Consider the following 13,155-nt stretch of genomic DNA (forward strand, 5'->3'; position numbering starts at 1 on the left):
GTTCCGGCGGGGGTCGCTCGCCCACCTGGGGCTAGTTGTTTCAACCCCCGGTACGAGGCACGCGCGATCCGCTAGCGTCGCTCCCGTTGATTTGGGGTCAACCGGGGGAGCACCACATGCCATTCGATCAACCACAGGACGTAGGCGCGATTGGCGCTTCAATGGCCCAGTTCGTGAACGCCGCCTCAGCAGGCCAGTTCGCCGTCAACGAACAAGGCGGCCAAGCCCTGATCGCTGCCATCGACCAACTCCAAGACTGGCTCGTCGACAACCTGTACAAGCTCCGAGACCTTGAGCAGGAACCGCCGTTGGGCTCGAGCCACGCCGCAGAGGTCATGAAACCCTTCATGGTGAATGTGGCCACCGATCATCAAGGATTCTTGACCCAACTCAGGGCGTTGAACGAGAATCTCGCCAAGGCGCGTAAGGCCATAGAAATCGCCATGAGCAACTACCAGCAGACCGATAGCGATATCACGGCCGCATTGACCCGAGAGGAACCCTGATGAGGCGCACACTTCTGACGACCACAGCAGCAGCCCTCATCCTCACCGCCTGCACATCCACCACCCCAGGCACACCCACCCCCGACCGTGCCACCACACCCACCAGCACCGCCCAAACAACAGAACCGTCGCAATCCTCCGACACCCTCGCCGATCTCGACCCCTGCACCCTGCTCACCACCGAAGCCAGAACAGAACTCAAAGGCGAAACCACCCCACTGGAAGACGAACTACCATCCAGTAGGTCATGCCGGTGGAACACAGACGACGTCCTCGACGGCGCCAAGTTCGGTTTCGGCATTACTATCTTCCCCAAACTCGGCGTCGACAAAGTGAACTCATACGGCCCCAAAACCGAGATCACCATCAACGGCCGAAGAGCCGTCAAAGCCACCGGCGCGGCTGGCACCGTCTACTCCATCTGCTTCGAGATAACCCCCACCTCCCGCGTCGACGTCTCCTACGCAGGCGGTGATGGCGACCCGAAGTGGGCAAGAGTCCAGCGGCTCGCCGAACTCGTCGAGCCAGAACTGCCATGACAGCGAGCGACCCCCACCGGAATGGTCCGGCGGGGGTCGCTCACTTCGAGGGTCAGATGCCGCAGCTCGGAGCGCTCCACAGCCGCCCCGAGCGGGCGGCGACGTGGACGTGGTCGTTGTGGCCGGGGTAGCCCGGGCCGAGGATCTCGGAGAAGCCGTGGTTGCGGGCCTGGCGGGACAGGGCGCAGAAGCCGTGCACGCCCGCGCCGAGGTCTGCGGCGTCGCCGTAGAGGTGGCGGCTGGCGGGGGCGCCGCCGACGGCGTTGTTGCAGGAGACGCTGCGGAAGCCGCCGTTGACCTGGATGGGGCGGTCGCCGAGGGCGTGGCGCATGGCCTGGAGCTTCCACATGGTGACCAGGGCGTTGGCCTTGGCCTGGGCGGCTGAGACGTTGCCGCCGGACCAGGTGCTGTTGCAGCGGTTGAGCTCGCTGTAGGCGAAGTTCACCGGGGTGCAGTCCGAGTCCTCCAGGGAGGACAGCTTGGCGAAGGTCGCCGGGCCGGCGACGCCGTCCGCGCTGAGGCCGTAGGCCTGCTGGAAGCGGGTGACGGCGGCCTTGGTGCCCGGGCCGAACTGGCCGTCGATGGCGAGCACGCCGCCGTAGCCGGGGTAGCCGGACACGCGGATCTGGAGCTGGCGGACGTCCGTGCCGGACGCTCCCTGGGACAGGGTGCGGCTGAACGAGTAGCAGCTCGCGGTCGGGGCGAACGGCTGCGCGCTCGCGGGCGCGGAACCGATGACGAGGCCAGCCAGGATGACGGCGGCGAGCAGGGGGACGACAGCCAGGCGCTCGGCCAGTCGCTTCACGGGGCACCTCCGGGTTCGGTGAGTGACACGCCCGAGCCTGACCCGCCCGCGCGACAGCGGTCAACGAATCACGATGCAGATAGGGGTTCTGCCATCCGTTGACCCCTCAACACCCCGTATGCGGTCGACTACTGATTCGACTTCTATTCCATCGCGCCCAGCCCGTGCTTTCCAAGATCGCTCAACAAGGGCGTGATTGAGCTTCATCGCAGGTCAGAGATGTCTCGATATCAAAGGCTGCGCGTGAATCAGATCACATGAACTTGGGATGGATTGCTCGGTTCTTGTCGTGTTTCGGGCTGCTCGCTCGGCCCCCTCAGCTCGCAGCGGGCGCGGCCCAACCGGGGCTGGCGCAAGCTGGGCTGGCTGGTGCTGAGCGCCCTCTCCATCGGCGGCACCGGGATCTGGGTCATGTACTTCGTCGCCATGCTCGGTTTCGCCGTCGACGACACCGAGATCCGCTACGACCTGCCGCGCACCCTGGTCAGCCTGGCCCTGTCGACGGCATCGTGCTCGTCGGCCTGTTCGCCGTCGTCGCTGGGCGGCATGAGCTCGTACTCCTTCTTCGCCCCGCTGGCTATGATCATCGGTCTGATCACCGCGGCGTCCCTGCTGACGGTGGCCATCTCGGCCAGCGAGCAGGAGATCGAGGAGGAGCTGTGGGTCGAATCCCAGTTGACCGACCTCGCCTCGCGCTGACCCTCGTCCTCGCCGCGCTGCTCACCGCCTGCGGCACGAGCGCGCACAGCGGCCCGCACCCGGAGGACGACCTCCTGAACGCCCTGTCCGACGCCATCGAGGCCCAGGACGAGCAGGCCGCCCTGGCCCAGCTCTGCCCCGGCGTCACCGACACCGACGACCTGCGGAGCGTGCTGTCCCGCCGGTACGTCGTCGGCGACTTCGAGGTCAGCGAGGACAACGCGATCCTGCCCATCTCCCCCGAGTACGACACCCGCGGCGGCGCGATCGACCTGGTGGTCGTCGTCGAACACCGCGACGGCGCCCACTGCGCCTCCTCGGTGGCCCTCCCCCGCTGACCCCGTGTCAGGAAAGGCTGACGCGTTCCACGCAGAAGACGTTGCTCTTGTCACCGCGGAGGTCGATCAGGACCTTGATGTCACCGGACTTGTCGTAGGGGTCCGCTGTCTTGGCTTTCAGCGAGATGGTCGCGGACGCGCGGAAGCGCTCTTCGACGTGCGCGATGTTGAGGCCGGCGCGGGCGGGCTCCCACTCGGTGCCGTTGATACTCGTGACGACCCGCCGTGAGTTCTCGTCGGCGTCCGCGCAAAGCCCGGCCATGCTCCGCGAGGTGCCCCCGCCCTCCAGCCCATACATGAAGTCGCGGGCTGTCCGCTCCGCCTTTCTCGGGTCGTAGACCACCGGCGCGGGCGGAGGCGGCGGGGGCTCCGCTTTGAACAGCCCCTTCAAGTAGCCCGGCCACAGGAAACCCGTGAGCAGGAAGGCCACGACGCACATCGAGAACAGGATGAGGAACGCCGTCAACCCCGGGCTCGATCCCTGGCTCGGCGGCGGATACCCCGGCGGCCCGTACCCGGGCTGCGGTGGGTACCCGTGCTGCTGCTGCGGCGGGTGAGGCTGCTGCCCGCCCTGTCCTGGATAAACCACTTCCCGGTCCCCCCGGTCGAGAATCAAGACCGCATCACCTTAGACCGAGCACGATGGACAGCGACGGGAAAGGCCCCCGACACCACTTGGCGTCGGGGGCCTTTCTTGTCCTAACTAGAGCTTCAGCGGTAGTCGCGGCCGAAGTCGTAGTCGTCCAGGGGGACAGCCGCGCCGGTGCCGGTGCCGAAGACGTCGGGGGTGTAGTACCCGTCGTCGTAGCTGGGGATGGCGTAGGCGGCCACTCGGGCCTCCTCGGTGGGCTGGACCTGGATGTTGCGGTACTTGTTGATGCCGGTGCCCGCGGGGATCAGCTTTCCGATGATCACGTTCTCCTTGAGGCCGATGAGCTTGTCGGAGCGGCCGTTGATGGCGGCGTCCGTCAGCACTCGGGTCGTCTCCTGGAAGGAGGCGGCCGACAGCCAGGAGTCGGTGGCCAGGGAGGCCTTGGTGATGCCCATCAGGACCGGGCGGCCGGAGGCGGGCTCGCCGCCGGAGGCCACCACGCGGCGGTTCTCGGACTCGAACAGGGCGCGCTCGATGAGGGCGCCCGGCAGGAACTCCGCCGCGCCGCTGTCGAGGATCGTGACCCGGCGCAGCATCTGCCGGACGATGACCTCGATGTGCTTGTCGTGGATGGACACGCCCTGCGCGCGGTACACCTTCTGGACCTCGTCCACCAGGTGGAGCTGGGCCTCGCGCGGGCCCATCACGCGCAGCACCTCGTGCGGGTCCCGGGTGCCCTCGAGCAACTGCTGGCCGACCTTGACGTGGTCGCCGTCGGACAGCGGGCCGTCCGGGGTGGCGGCCAGGCGCTGGCGCTTGGACAGCTTCTCGAAGATGATCTCCTCGGACCCGTCGTCGGGGGTGAGGGTGATCTTCCAGAACCGGTCGCCGTCCTCGATCCGCACGCGGCCGTCGACGTCGGCGATGGGCGCCTTGCCCTTCGGGACGCGGGCCTCGAACAGCTCCTGGACACGCGGCAGACCACTGGTGATGTCGTCGTTGACGACGCCACCCTGCTGGAACGTGCGCATGGTCAGCTGGGTGCCGGGCTCACCGATCGACTGGGCGGCGACGATGCCGACCGCCTCGCCGATGTCCACGAGCTGGCCGGTCGCCATGGAGCGGCCGTAGCAGGTGGCGCAGACGCCGACCGCCGCCTCACAGGTCAGGACCGAGCGGACCTTGACCTGGGTGACGCCGGAGGACAGCAGCTTGTCGATGGCCGGGTCGCCCAGGTCGTCGGCGCGGTTGAGCAGCACGTTGCCGCTGGCGTCGCTGACGTCGTCGGACACGCAGCGCGCGTAGATCGAGGTCTCCACGTGCTGGTCGCGCAGGACCGTGCCGTCGGGCATGGCCTCGCCCAGCGGCATCATGATGCCCCGGGTGGTGCCGCAGTCGACCTCGCGCACGATGACGTCCTGCGAGACGTCGACCAGGCGGCGGGTCAGGTAGCCCGAGTCCGCCGTGCGCAGCGCGGTGTCGGCCAGACCCTTGCGGGCGCCGTGCGTGGCGATGAAGTACTCCAGCACGGACAGGCCCTCGCGGAAGTTGGCCTTGATCGGCCGCGGGATGAACTCGCCCCGCGGGTTCGTCACCAGGCCGTTCATGCCCGCGAGCTGCCGGATCTGGGTCATGTTGCCCGCCGCGCCCGACTTCACGATCGTCGGGATCGGGTTGTCGTCCGGGAAGTAGTCCTCCATGGCCTTGGCGACGTCCTCGGTCGCGTTCGACCACACCTTGACCAGCTCGTTGTTGCGCTCCGAGCCGGAGAGCTGACCGCGCTGGTAGCGCTTCTCGACGATGTCGGCCTTCTTCTCGTACTCGTCGAGGATGCCCTTCTTGGCGGGCGGCACGACGACGTCGGAGATGGCGACGGTGACCCCGGAGCGGGTGGCCCAGTAGAAGCCCGCGTCCTTGAGCCGGTCCAGGGTCCGCGCGACGGAGACCATGGGGTAGCGCTCGGCGAGGTCGTTGACGATCGCCGCCTGGCGCTTCTTCGGCATCGCCTCGTTGAGGAACGGGTAGTCCGCGGGCAGCAGCTCGTTGAAGATCACGCGGCCGAGCGTGGTGTGCGCCAGCCAGGGCTGACCCGGCTGCCAGTCCTCGGGCGCCATGCCCGGGCCCGGGTTGCGGTCGGCGATGCGGATCTTCACCGCGGACTGCAGGCCGATCACGCCGCGGTCGAAGGCCATGATGGCCTCGGCCGGGGACGAGAACGCCAGTCCCTCACCCAGGCCGCCCTCCTTCGGGCGGGTCAGGTGGTAGATGCCGGTGACCATGTCCAGTCGCGGCATCGCCAGCGGGCGACCCGAGGCCGGGGACAGGATGTTGTTCGACGACAGCATCAGGATGCGGGCCTCGGCCTGGGCCTCGGCCGACAGCGGCAGGTGGACCGCCATCTGGTCGCCGTCGAAGTCGGCGTTGAACGCCTCGCAGACCAGCGGGTGGAGCTGGATCGCCTTGCCCTCGACGAGCTGCGGCTCGAAGGCCTGGATGCCGAGGCGGTGCAGCGTGGGCGCGCGGTTGAGCATCACCGGGTGCTCGGTGATGACCTCTTCCAGGACGTCCCACACGGCGGGGCGGGCGCGCTCGACCATGCGCTTGGCCGACTTGATGTTCTGCGCGTGGTTGAGGTCCACCAGGCGCTTCATCACGAACGGCTTGAACAGCTCGAGCGCCATCGCCTTGGGCAGGCCGCACTGGTGCAGCTTGAGCTGCGGGCCGACGACGATGACCGAACGGCCGGAGTAGTCGACGCGCTTGCCGAGCAGGTTCTGGCGGAACCGGCCCTGCTTGCCCTTGAGCAGGTCGGACAGCGACTTGAGCGGGCGGTTGCCCGGCCCGGTGACCGGGCGGCCGCGGCGGCCGTTGTCGAACAGCGCGTCGACGGCCTCCTGCAGCATCCGCTTCTCGTTGTTGACGATGATCTCGGGCGCGCCGAGGTCGATCAGCCGCTTGAGGCGGTTGTTGCGGTTGATGACCCGGCGGTACAGGTCGTTGAGGTCCGAGGTGGCGAAGCGGCCACCGTCGAGCTGCACCATCGGGCGCAGGTCCGGCGGGATGACCGGGACGCAGTCGAGCACCATGCCCATCGGCGAGTTGCGGGTCGCCTGGAACGCCGCGACGACCTTGAGCCGCTTGAGGGCGCGGAGCTTCTTCTGCCCCTTGCCGTTGCGGATCGTGTCGCGCAGGTTGACCGCCTCGGCGTCGACGTCGAAGTCGCGCGCCAGGGTCTGGATCGCCTCGGCGCCCATGGACCCGGTGAAGTAGTCGCCGTAGCGGTCGATCAGCTCGCGGTAGAGCATCTCGTCGGCGATGAGCTGCTTGACGTCGAGCTTGGTGAAGGTCGTCCAGATCTCGTCGAGCCGGTCCAGCTCGCGCTGGGCGCGGTCGCGGAGCTGGCGCATCTCCCGCTCGCCGCCCTCCTTGACCTTGCGGCGCACGTCGGACTTGGCGCCCTCGGCCTCGAGCTGGGCCAGGTCGGCCTCGAGCTTCTGCGCGCGGGCCTCGATGTCGGCGTCGCGCTTGTTCTCGACCTGCTTGCGCTCGACGCCCATCTCGGAGTCGAGGGTGGCCAGGTCGTTGTGGCGCAGCTCGGTGTTCACCGTGGTGATCACGTACGCGGCGAAGTAGATGATCTTCTCGAGATCCTTCGGCGCGAGGTCGAGCAGGTAGCCCAGGCGGCTCGGGACACCCTTGAAGTACCAGATGTGGGTGACCGGCGCGGCCAGCTCGATGTGGCCCATCCGCTCACGGCGCACCTTGGCGCGGGTGACCTCGACGCCGCAGCGCTCGCAGATGATGCCCTTGAAGCGGACGCGCTTGTACTTGCCGCAGTAGCACTCCCAGTCCCGGGTGGGGCCGAAGATCTTCTCGCAGAAGAGCCCGTCCTTCTCCGGCTTGAGGGTGCGGTAGTTGATGGTTTCCGGCTTCTTGACCTCGCCGAAGGACCACTGGCGGATGTCATCGGCGGTGGCGAGACCGATGCGGAGCTCATCGAAGAAGTTCACGTCCAGCACGTGGGGTCTTCTCCCCTTCTTGGTCACTGCACAGATAAGGGCCTAGAGGGCCGGGGGCGGGCGGTGCCACACGCCCCCGGCGGCGGGGCTAGTTGACGACGTCGTCCACGGAGGGGGACTCGTTGCGGGAGAGGTTGATTCCCAGGTTCGCGGCCGCGCGCTCCAGGTCCTCGTCGTCCCCGTCGCGCATCTCGATCGCGGCACCGTCGCTGGAGAGGACCTCCACGTTCAGGCACAGCGACTGGAGCTCCTTGAGGAGCACCTTGAACGACTCCGGGATGCCCGGCTCGGGGATGTTCTCGCCCTTGACGATCGCCTCGTAGACCTTGACCCGGCCCAGGACGTCGTCCGACTTGATGGTGAGCAGCTCCTGCAGCGTGTACGCGGCGCCGTAGGCCTGCATCGCCCAGCACTCCATCTCACCGAAGCGCTGGCCACCGAACTGGGCCTTACCGCCGAGCGGCTGCTGGGTGATCATCGAGTACGGGCCGGTCGACCGGGCGTGGATCTTGTCGTCGACCAGGTGCAGCAGCTTGAGGATGTACATGTAGCCGACCGAGACCGGGTACGGGTACGGCTCGCCGGAGCGGCCGTCGTACAGCGTGGCCTTGCCGTTCTCGCCGACCATGCGGTCGCCGTCGCGGTTGGGCCGGGTGGAGGCGAGCAGACCGGTCAGCTCGTTCTCCCGGACGCCGTCGAACACCGGGGTGGCGGTGTTGGTGTTGGGCTCGACGTCGCGCAGCTCCTCGGGCAGCAGGGCCGCCCAGTCCGGGTCGCCCTCGATCGACCAGCCCTGCTTGGCGACCCACCCGAGGTGGCTCTCCAGGATCTGGCCGATGTTCATCCGCCGGGGGACACCGTGGGTGTTCAGGATGATGTCGACCGGGGTGCCGTCGGGCAGGAAGGGCATGTCCTCGGCGGGGAGGATCTTGCCGATGACGCCCTTGTTGCCGTGGCGGCCCGCGAGCTTGTCGCCGTCCTGGATCTTGCGCTTCTGGGCCACGTAGACGCGGACCAGCTCGTTGACGCCGGGGGGCAGCTCGTCCTCGTCCTCGCGGGAGAACACCCGGATGCCGATGACCTTGCCGGTCTCGCCGTGCGGCACCTTGAGGGAGGTGTCGCGGACCTCGCGGGCCTTCTCGCCGAAGATGGCGCGCAGCAGCCGCTCCTCCGGGGTCAGCTCGGTCTCGCCCTTGGGGGTGACCTTGCCGACCAGGATGTCGCCAGCGCCGACCTCGGCGCCGATCCGGACGATGCCTCGTTCGTCCAGGTCCGCTAGCACTTCTTCGGAGACGTTCGGGATGTCCCGGGTGATCTCCTCGGCGCCCAGCTTGGTGTCGCGGGCGTCGATCTCGTGCTCGTCGATGTGGATCGAGGTCAGCACGTCGTCCTGGACGATGCGCTGCGAGAGGATGATCGCGTCCTCGTAGTTGTGGCCCTCCCACGGCATGATCGCCACGAGCAGGTTCTTGCCGAGCGCGACCTCGCCGTCCTCGGTGCACGGGCCGTCGGCGATGACCTGGCCGACCTCGACCCGCTGGCCCTCGGCCACGATGGGCTTCTGGTTGATGCAGGTGCCCTGGTTCGACCGGCGGAACTTGTACAGCCCGTGGGTCTGGCGGGTGCCGTCGTCGGCCATCACGGTGATGAAGTCGGCCGAGACCTCCTCCACCACGCCCGCCTTGCTCGCGACCACGAGGTCGCCCGCGTCGACGGCGGCGCGCAGCTCCATGCCGGTGCCGACCAGCGGGGACTCGCTGCGCAGCAGCGGCACCGCCTGGCGCTGCATGTTGGCGCCCATCAGCGCGCGGTTGGCGGCGTCGTGCTCGAGGAACGGGATCATCGCGGTCGCGACCGAGACCATCTGCCGCGGTGAGACGTCCATGTAGTCGACGTCGAAGGGCTCGATGAACTCGACGTCGCCACCCTTCTTGCGGACCAGGACGCGGTCCTCGGCGAAGTGGTTGTCCGCGTCGATCGGCGTGTTGGCCTGCGCGATGACGTGGCGGTCTTCCTCGTCGGCGGTCAGGTAGTCGATCTGGTCGGTGACCTGACCCTCGATGACCTTGCGGTACGGGGTCTCGATGAAGCCGAACGGGTTGACCCGCGCGTAGCTCGACAGCGAGCCGATCAGGCCGATGTTCGGGCCCTCGGGGGTCTCGATCGGGCACATGCGGCCGTAGTGGCTGTGGTGGACGTCGCGGACCTCCATGCCCGCGCGCTCGCGGGACAGGCCGCCGGGGCCCAGCGCGGAGAGGCGGCGCTTGTGGGTCAGGCCGTCGACCGGGTTGGTCTGCTGCATGAACTGCGAGAGCTGCGAGGTGCCGAAGAACTCCTTGATCGCGGCCACGACGGGCCGAATGTTGATCAGGGTCTGCGGGGTGATCGCCTCGACGTCCTGGGTGGTCATGCGCTCGCGCACGACGCGCTCCATGCGGGACAGGCCGACCCGGATCTGGTTCTGGATCAGCTCGCCGACGGTGCGCAGGCGGCGGTTGCCGAAGTGGTCGATGTCGTCGGTCTCGACCGGGATCTCGACCGCGTTCTCGCCCTCGCCCACGGTCATGACCGTGTCGCCCGCGTGCAGGCGGACCAGGTACTCGATCGTGGTGACGATGTCGTCCTCGGTGAGCACGCCGCGGTCGGTGGGCAGGGACAGGCCCAGCTTCTTGTTGGCCTTGTACCGGCCGACCTTGGCCAGGTCGTAGCGCTTGTCCTTGAAGAACAGGTTCTCCAGCAGGGTCTGCGCGGACTCCTTGGTCGGCGGCTCGCCGGGGCGCAGCTTGCGGTAGATGTCGAGCAGCGCCTCGTCGGTGCCCGCGGTGTGGTCCTTCTCGAGGGTGGCGAGCAGCGTCTCCGAGAAGTGGAAGCGCTCGCGGATGGCCTCGGTGGACCAGCCCAGGGCCTTGAGCAGCACGGTGACCGGCTGGCGGCGCTTGCGGTCGATGCGCACACCCACGGTGTCGCGCTTGTCGACGTCGAACTCGAGCCACGCGCCGCGGCTGGGGATCACGCGGACCGAGAAGACGTCCTTGTCGGTCGTCTTGTCGATCGAGGTGTCGAAGTACACGCCCGGCGAGCGCACGAGCTGGGAGACCACGACCCGCTCGGTGCCGTTGATGATGAAGGTGCCCTTGTTGGTCATCACGGGGAAGTCGCCCATGAACACCGTCTGGCTCTTGATCTCGCCGGTGGTGTTGTTGGTGAACTCGGCCGTGACGAACAGCGGCGCCGCGTACGTCATGTCCTTGTCCTTGCACTCCTCGACGGAGGCCTTGACCTCGTCGAAGCGCGGGTCGGAGAAGGACAGGGACATCGAACCGGAGAAGTCCTCGATCGGGGAGATCTCGTTGAGGACCTCTTCAAGGCCACCGGTGGGCTCTTCTTCACCTGCGTCGATGCGGCGCTGGAACCACGCCTCGGCGCCGGTGAACCACTCGAACGACTGGATCTGCAGGTCCAGCAGGTTGGGCGTGCCCAGCGGCTCGCGGATCTTCGCGAACGAGACGCGGCGCGGGGCGTTGGGGATGCCCGAGTTCGACGGAGTGGAGTGGGTCGCAGCAGTGGCCTTGGTCGCGCGGGAGACTGCCAAGATGCGTCCTTCCAGGACTATGAGCGGTTGACAGCCGCGTTAGCAACAGTCAACGAGGCTGTCAAGGGTGCCGTGGTGCCCAACATCCTAGCTCTTGGCAAAGGGCGTGCGGAAAGTGGGCAGCGCAAAGGGGCAGTCTAGCCACTAGATGGGCGACTGTCGAGACCCACCGCTCAAGTACAACTCCCACATCCATCCGCGTAGGCCTACAGCGTGACCGGGTCCGTCTCCTGAGTCAAGATGCCACGCCAACCTCGCCCCGTTCGTCGCAGTGTGCGGTCACCCACAGCACACGGCCTGACCAGGACAAACGGTTGCTGACACCGTTCGGCTCAGCACTGCGGCTGGCTGGCGCCGCCCGGCAGCGGCTGGCTGAGCATGTCAAAGGCAGTGATCTTCCACGCATCCCCGGAGCGGTGCGCGCTGACGGCGAACTGAGCCCCGCTGGCGGTCTGCTGGGGCTCGGCCCCGGCCTCGACCGCCGCCCTGGTGACCGACTGGTCGACGAAGACCAGCACCTCGGCGTCGTCGCCGCGCAGCGACACCACGCCGATGTCGCGGACCTTGGTCGACAGGACCAGCTTCTGCTGCGGGGCGATCTCCTTGAGCTGGCCGTAGATCGCGTTGTAGTCGCAGACCGCGCGGCCCTCCAGGGTCTCGTCCACCGCCTGGGCGGTGACGTCGAGCTTGGTGTAGTCGTAGGACAGGGTCCGCTCGATGGCTTCCTTGACCTGGTTCTTCACCTGCTCGGTGCCCGCCGAGTCCGTGACCGCGCTGTTATCGGTGTCGGCGCCCGCGGTCAGCGAGTCGGCCTGGCCCTTGAACCAGAACGCCAGGCCCGCCAGCACCAGGGCGAGCACGGCCAGCACGATGGCGGCGTTCATCCCCGGGGTCGCCGAGGCCTTGCGCGGGACGGCCGCGACCTTGGGCGTGCGGGGGCGGTCCTCGGCGGGCTCCGCGGCCACCGAGGAACCGGTGTTCTTGCGCTTGCCCGCGGGCCGGGGCGAGGGCGCGGCCTTCGGCTTGGGCGCGGGCTTGGGCTTGGGTGCGGGCTCGTCCTCGACCAGCGCGACCTCGGGCTTGTCGTCCTCGGGCTCGTCGGCGCCGCCGACCACGCCGTCGTCGCTGACGACCGGGGTCGCGGGCGCCTCGGTGGTGGTCTCTTCGGCGGCGTCGGGGACCTGCTCGTCGTGGCGGTCCTGGGCCAGGTCCTCGCGGCCGTCGGCGTCCCGGGGCTCAGGTCCGGCGGGCCTGCGCAGACCCGCCACCTTGGGACGGCGGGCGGGCTGGTTCGCCGGGCGGCGGCGCGGGGGCGTGGGCACTGCGGGTCCTCTCGACGACGGGGGATGCGGCGGGGCTCAGCTACCTGGCGGGGCGAAGTCCACGGTGCCGACGTTGCTGAGCTTCCAGCCGGTCTCGGTGCGGTCCAGGGCGCCCTGGATCCGCAAGTAGGCGGTCTCGGCCTCGCCGCCGTCGGGGGTGAAGTCGCGGACGATGGCGACCATGATCTGGGCGGTGCCCTCGCGGTCGTTGAGCTGGGTGACCGCCGACTTGAGCACCCGGGCCGTGGTGACCAGCTTGCCCTGCTCGATGGTGGCCTTGGCCGCGGCGCGGTCGCCGTTGATGTTCTCGAGCAGCGGGCCGGTCGTCGCGGCGGCCCAGCGGTCGAGGTCGCGGTCGAGCTGGCGGTAGTCCAGCGTGTTCAGGGTGACCACGGCGGCCTCGCCGACCCGGGACACCTCGTCGCGGGCCCGGTCGACCGACAGGTCGTCGTCGCCCGCCGCGCTGATCCAGGCCACGCCGAACCACACGGCGAAGACCAGGGCGACGACCGCGACCGCGCCCGCGCCGAGCAGCAGCGCGTTGGCGCCGCGCGGCTTGGCCCGCGCCTCGGTCTCCGCATCGGCGGGTTCGGTGGCAGCGGATTCCGGCGCGGCGTCGTCCGGGGGTGCGTTGACCGAGGGTGCGGCGTCCGAATCGGACTCGCCGACACGCAGGTCAGCGGCGTCCTCGGCGGACTCGCGCTCGTCCTTACTGGTCATGGCGCTCCAGCGTAGAGGGTGCC

10 protein-coding genes are annotated in these 13,155 nt (G+C 68.4%); 4 read left to right on the plus strand and 6 right to left on the minus strand.

Going from position 1 to position 13,155, the window contains the following annotated elements:
• The first annotated feature begins 116 nt into the window (after positions 1–116).
• Both GCL84_RS24715 and GCL84_RS24720 read left to right on the plus strand, forming a co-directional pair.
• Entirely contained in the window at positions 117–506 is a 390-nt protein-coding gene (locus tag GCL84_RS24715) for a hypothetical protein (protein ID WP_156757939.1), read from the plus strand.
• A complete protein-coding gene (locus GCL84_RS24720) occupies positions 506–1,045 on the plus strand; it encodes a DUF3558 family protein (protein ID WP_156757940.1) in 540 nt (179 codons plus the stop codon). The genes GCL84_RS24715 and GCL84_RS24720 overlap by 1 nt, the downstream gene beginning before the upstream one ends.
• Positions 1,046–1,097: 52 nt before the next feature.
• Here GCL84_RS24720 and GCL84_RS24725 read toward each other — a convergent pair whose 3' ends face one another.
• On the minus strand, positions 1,098–1,841 hold the full coding sequence (locus GCL84_RS24725) for a D-Ala-D-Ala carboxypeptidase family metallohydrolase (RefSeq protein WP_197523502.1): 744 nt from the start codon (positions 1,839–1,841) through the stop codon (positions 1,098–1,100).
• 378 nt (positions 1,842–2,219) lie between these two features.
• Between GCL84_RS24725 and GCL84_RS24730 the strand changes: the two genes are divergently transcribed.
• Together GCL84_RS24730 and GCL84_RS24735 are read left to right on the plus strand one after the other, a co-directional pair.
• Positions 2,220–2,549 (plus strand): MHYT domain-containing protein, encoded by a 330-nt coding sequence (locus tag GCL84_RS24730; protein WP_207710102.1) that lies wholly within the window; start codon positions 2,220–2,222, stop codon positions 2,547–2,549.
• A complete protein-coding gene (locus GCL84_RS24735) occupies positions 2,510–2,887 on the plus strand; it encodes a hypothetical protein (protein ID WP_156757943.1) in 378 nt (125 codons plus the stop codon). Before GCL84_RS24730 ends, GCL84_RS24735 begins: the two co-directional genes overlap by 40 nt.
• 7 nt (positions 2,888–2,894) lie before the next feature.
• Here GCL84_RS24735 and GCL84_RS24740 read toward each other — a convergent pair whose 3' ends face one another.
• The 5 genes from GCL84_RS24740 to GCL84_RS24760 form a co-directional block, all read right to left on the minus strand.
• Entirely contained in the window at positions 2,895–3,353 is a 459-nt protein-coding gene (locus tag GCL84_RS24740) for a hypothetical protein (protein ID WP_156757944.1), read from the minus strand.
• A 245-nt stretch (positions 3,354–3,598) separates the two neighbouring features.
• The gene (locus GCL84_RS24745) at positions 3,599–7,498 is read right to left on the minus strand and encodes a DNA-directed RNA polymerase subunit beta' (protein ID WP_156757945.1); all 3,900 of its coding nucleotides are present in this window, start codon (positions 7,496–7,498) and stop codon (positions 3,599–3,601) included.
• Positions 7,499–7,586: 88 nt separating this feature from the next.
• Positions 7,587–11,090 carry a DNA-directed RNA polymerase subunit beta gene (gene rpoB / locus GCL84_RS24750; RefSeq protein ID WP_156757946.1) on the minus strand — a complete coding sequence of 1,168 codons (3,504 nt, stop codon included), beginning with the start codon at positions 11,088–11,090 and terminating at the stop codon, positions 7,587–7,589.
• 332 nt (positions 11,091–11,422) lie between these two features.
• Positions 11,423–12,412, minus strand: coding sequence for a hypothetical protein (locus GCL84_RS24755; RefSeq protein ID WP_156757947.1), 990 nt, complete (start codon positions 12,410–12,412; stop codon positions 11,423–11,425).
• A gap of 36 nt (positions 12,413–12,448) precedes the next feature.
• On the minus strand, positions 12,449–13,132 hold the full coding sequence (locus tag GCL84_RS24760) for a hypothetical protein (RefSeq protein ID WP_156757948.1): 684 nt from the start codon (positions 13,130–13,132) through the stop codon (positions 12,449–12,451).
• Positions 13,133–13,155: the final 23 nt, after the last annotated feature.

It is taken from the genome of Actinokineospora pegani, from assembly GCF_009745975.1.
In the GTDB taxonomy this organism is placed as follows: Bacteria; Actinomycetota; Actinomycetes; order Mycobacteriales; family Pseudonocardiaceae; genus Actinokineospora; species Actinokineospora pegani.

Coding starts and splice junctions, on each gene's coding strand:
- GCL84_RS24715 (WP_156757939.1), top strand. CDS start 117: ATGCCATTCGATCAACCACAGGACGTAGGCGCGATTGGCGCTTCAATG.
- GCL84_RS24720 (WP_156757940.1), top strand. CDS start 506: ATGAGGCGCACACTTCTGACGACCACAGCAGCAGCCCTCATCCTCACC.
- GCL84_RS24760 (WP_156757948.1), bottom strand. CDS start 13,132: ATGACCAGTAAGGACGAGCGCGAGTCCGCCGAGGACGCCGCTGACCTG.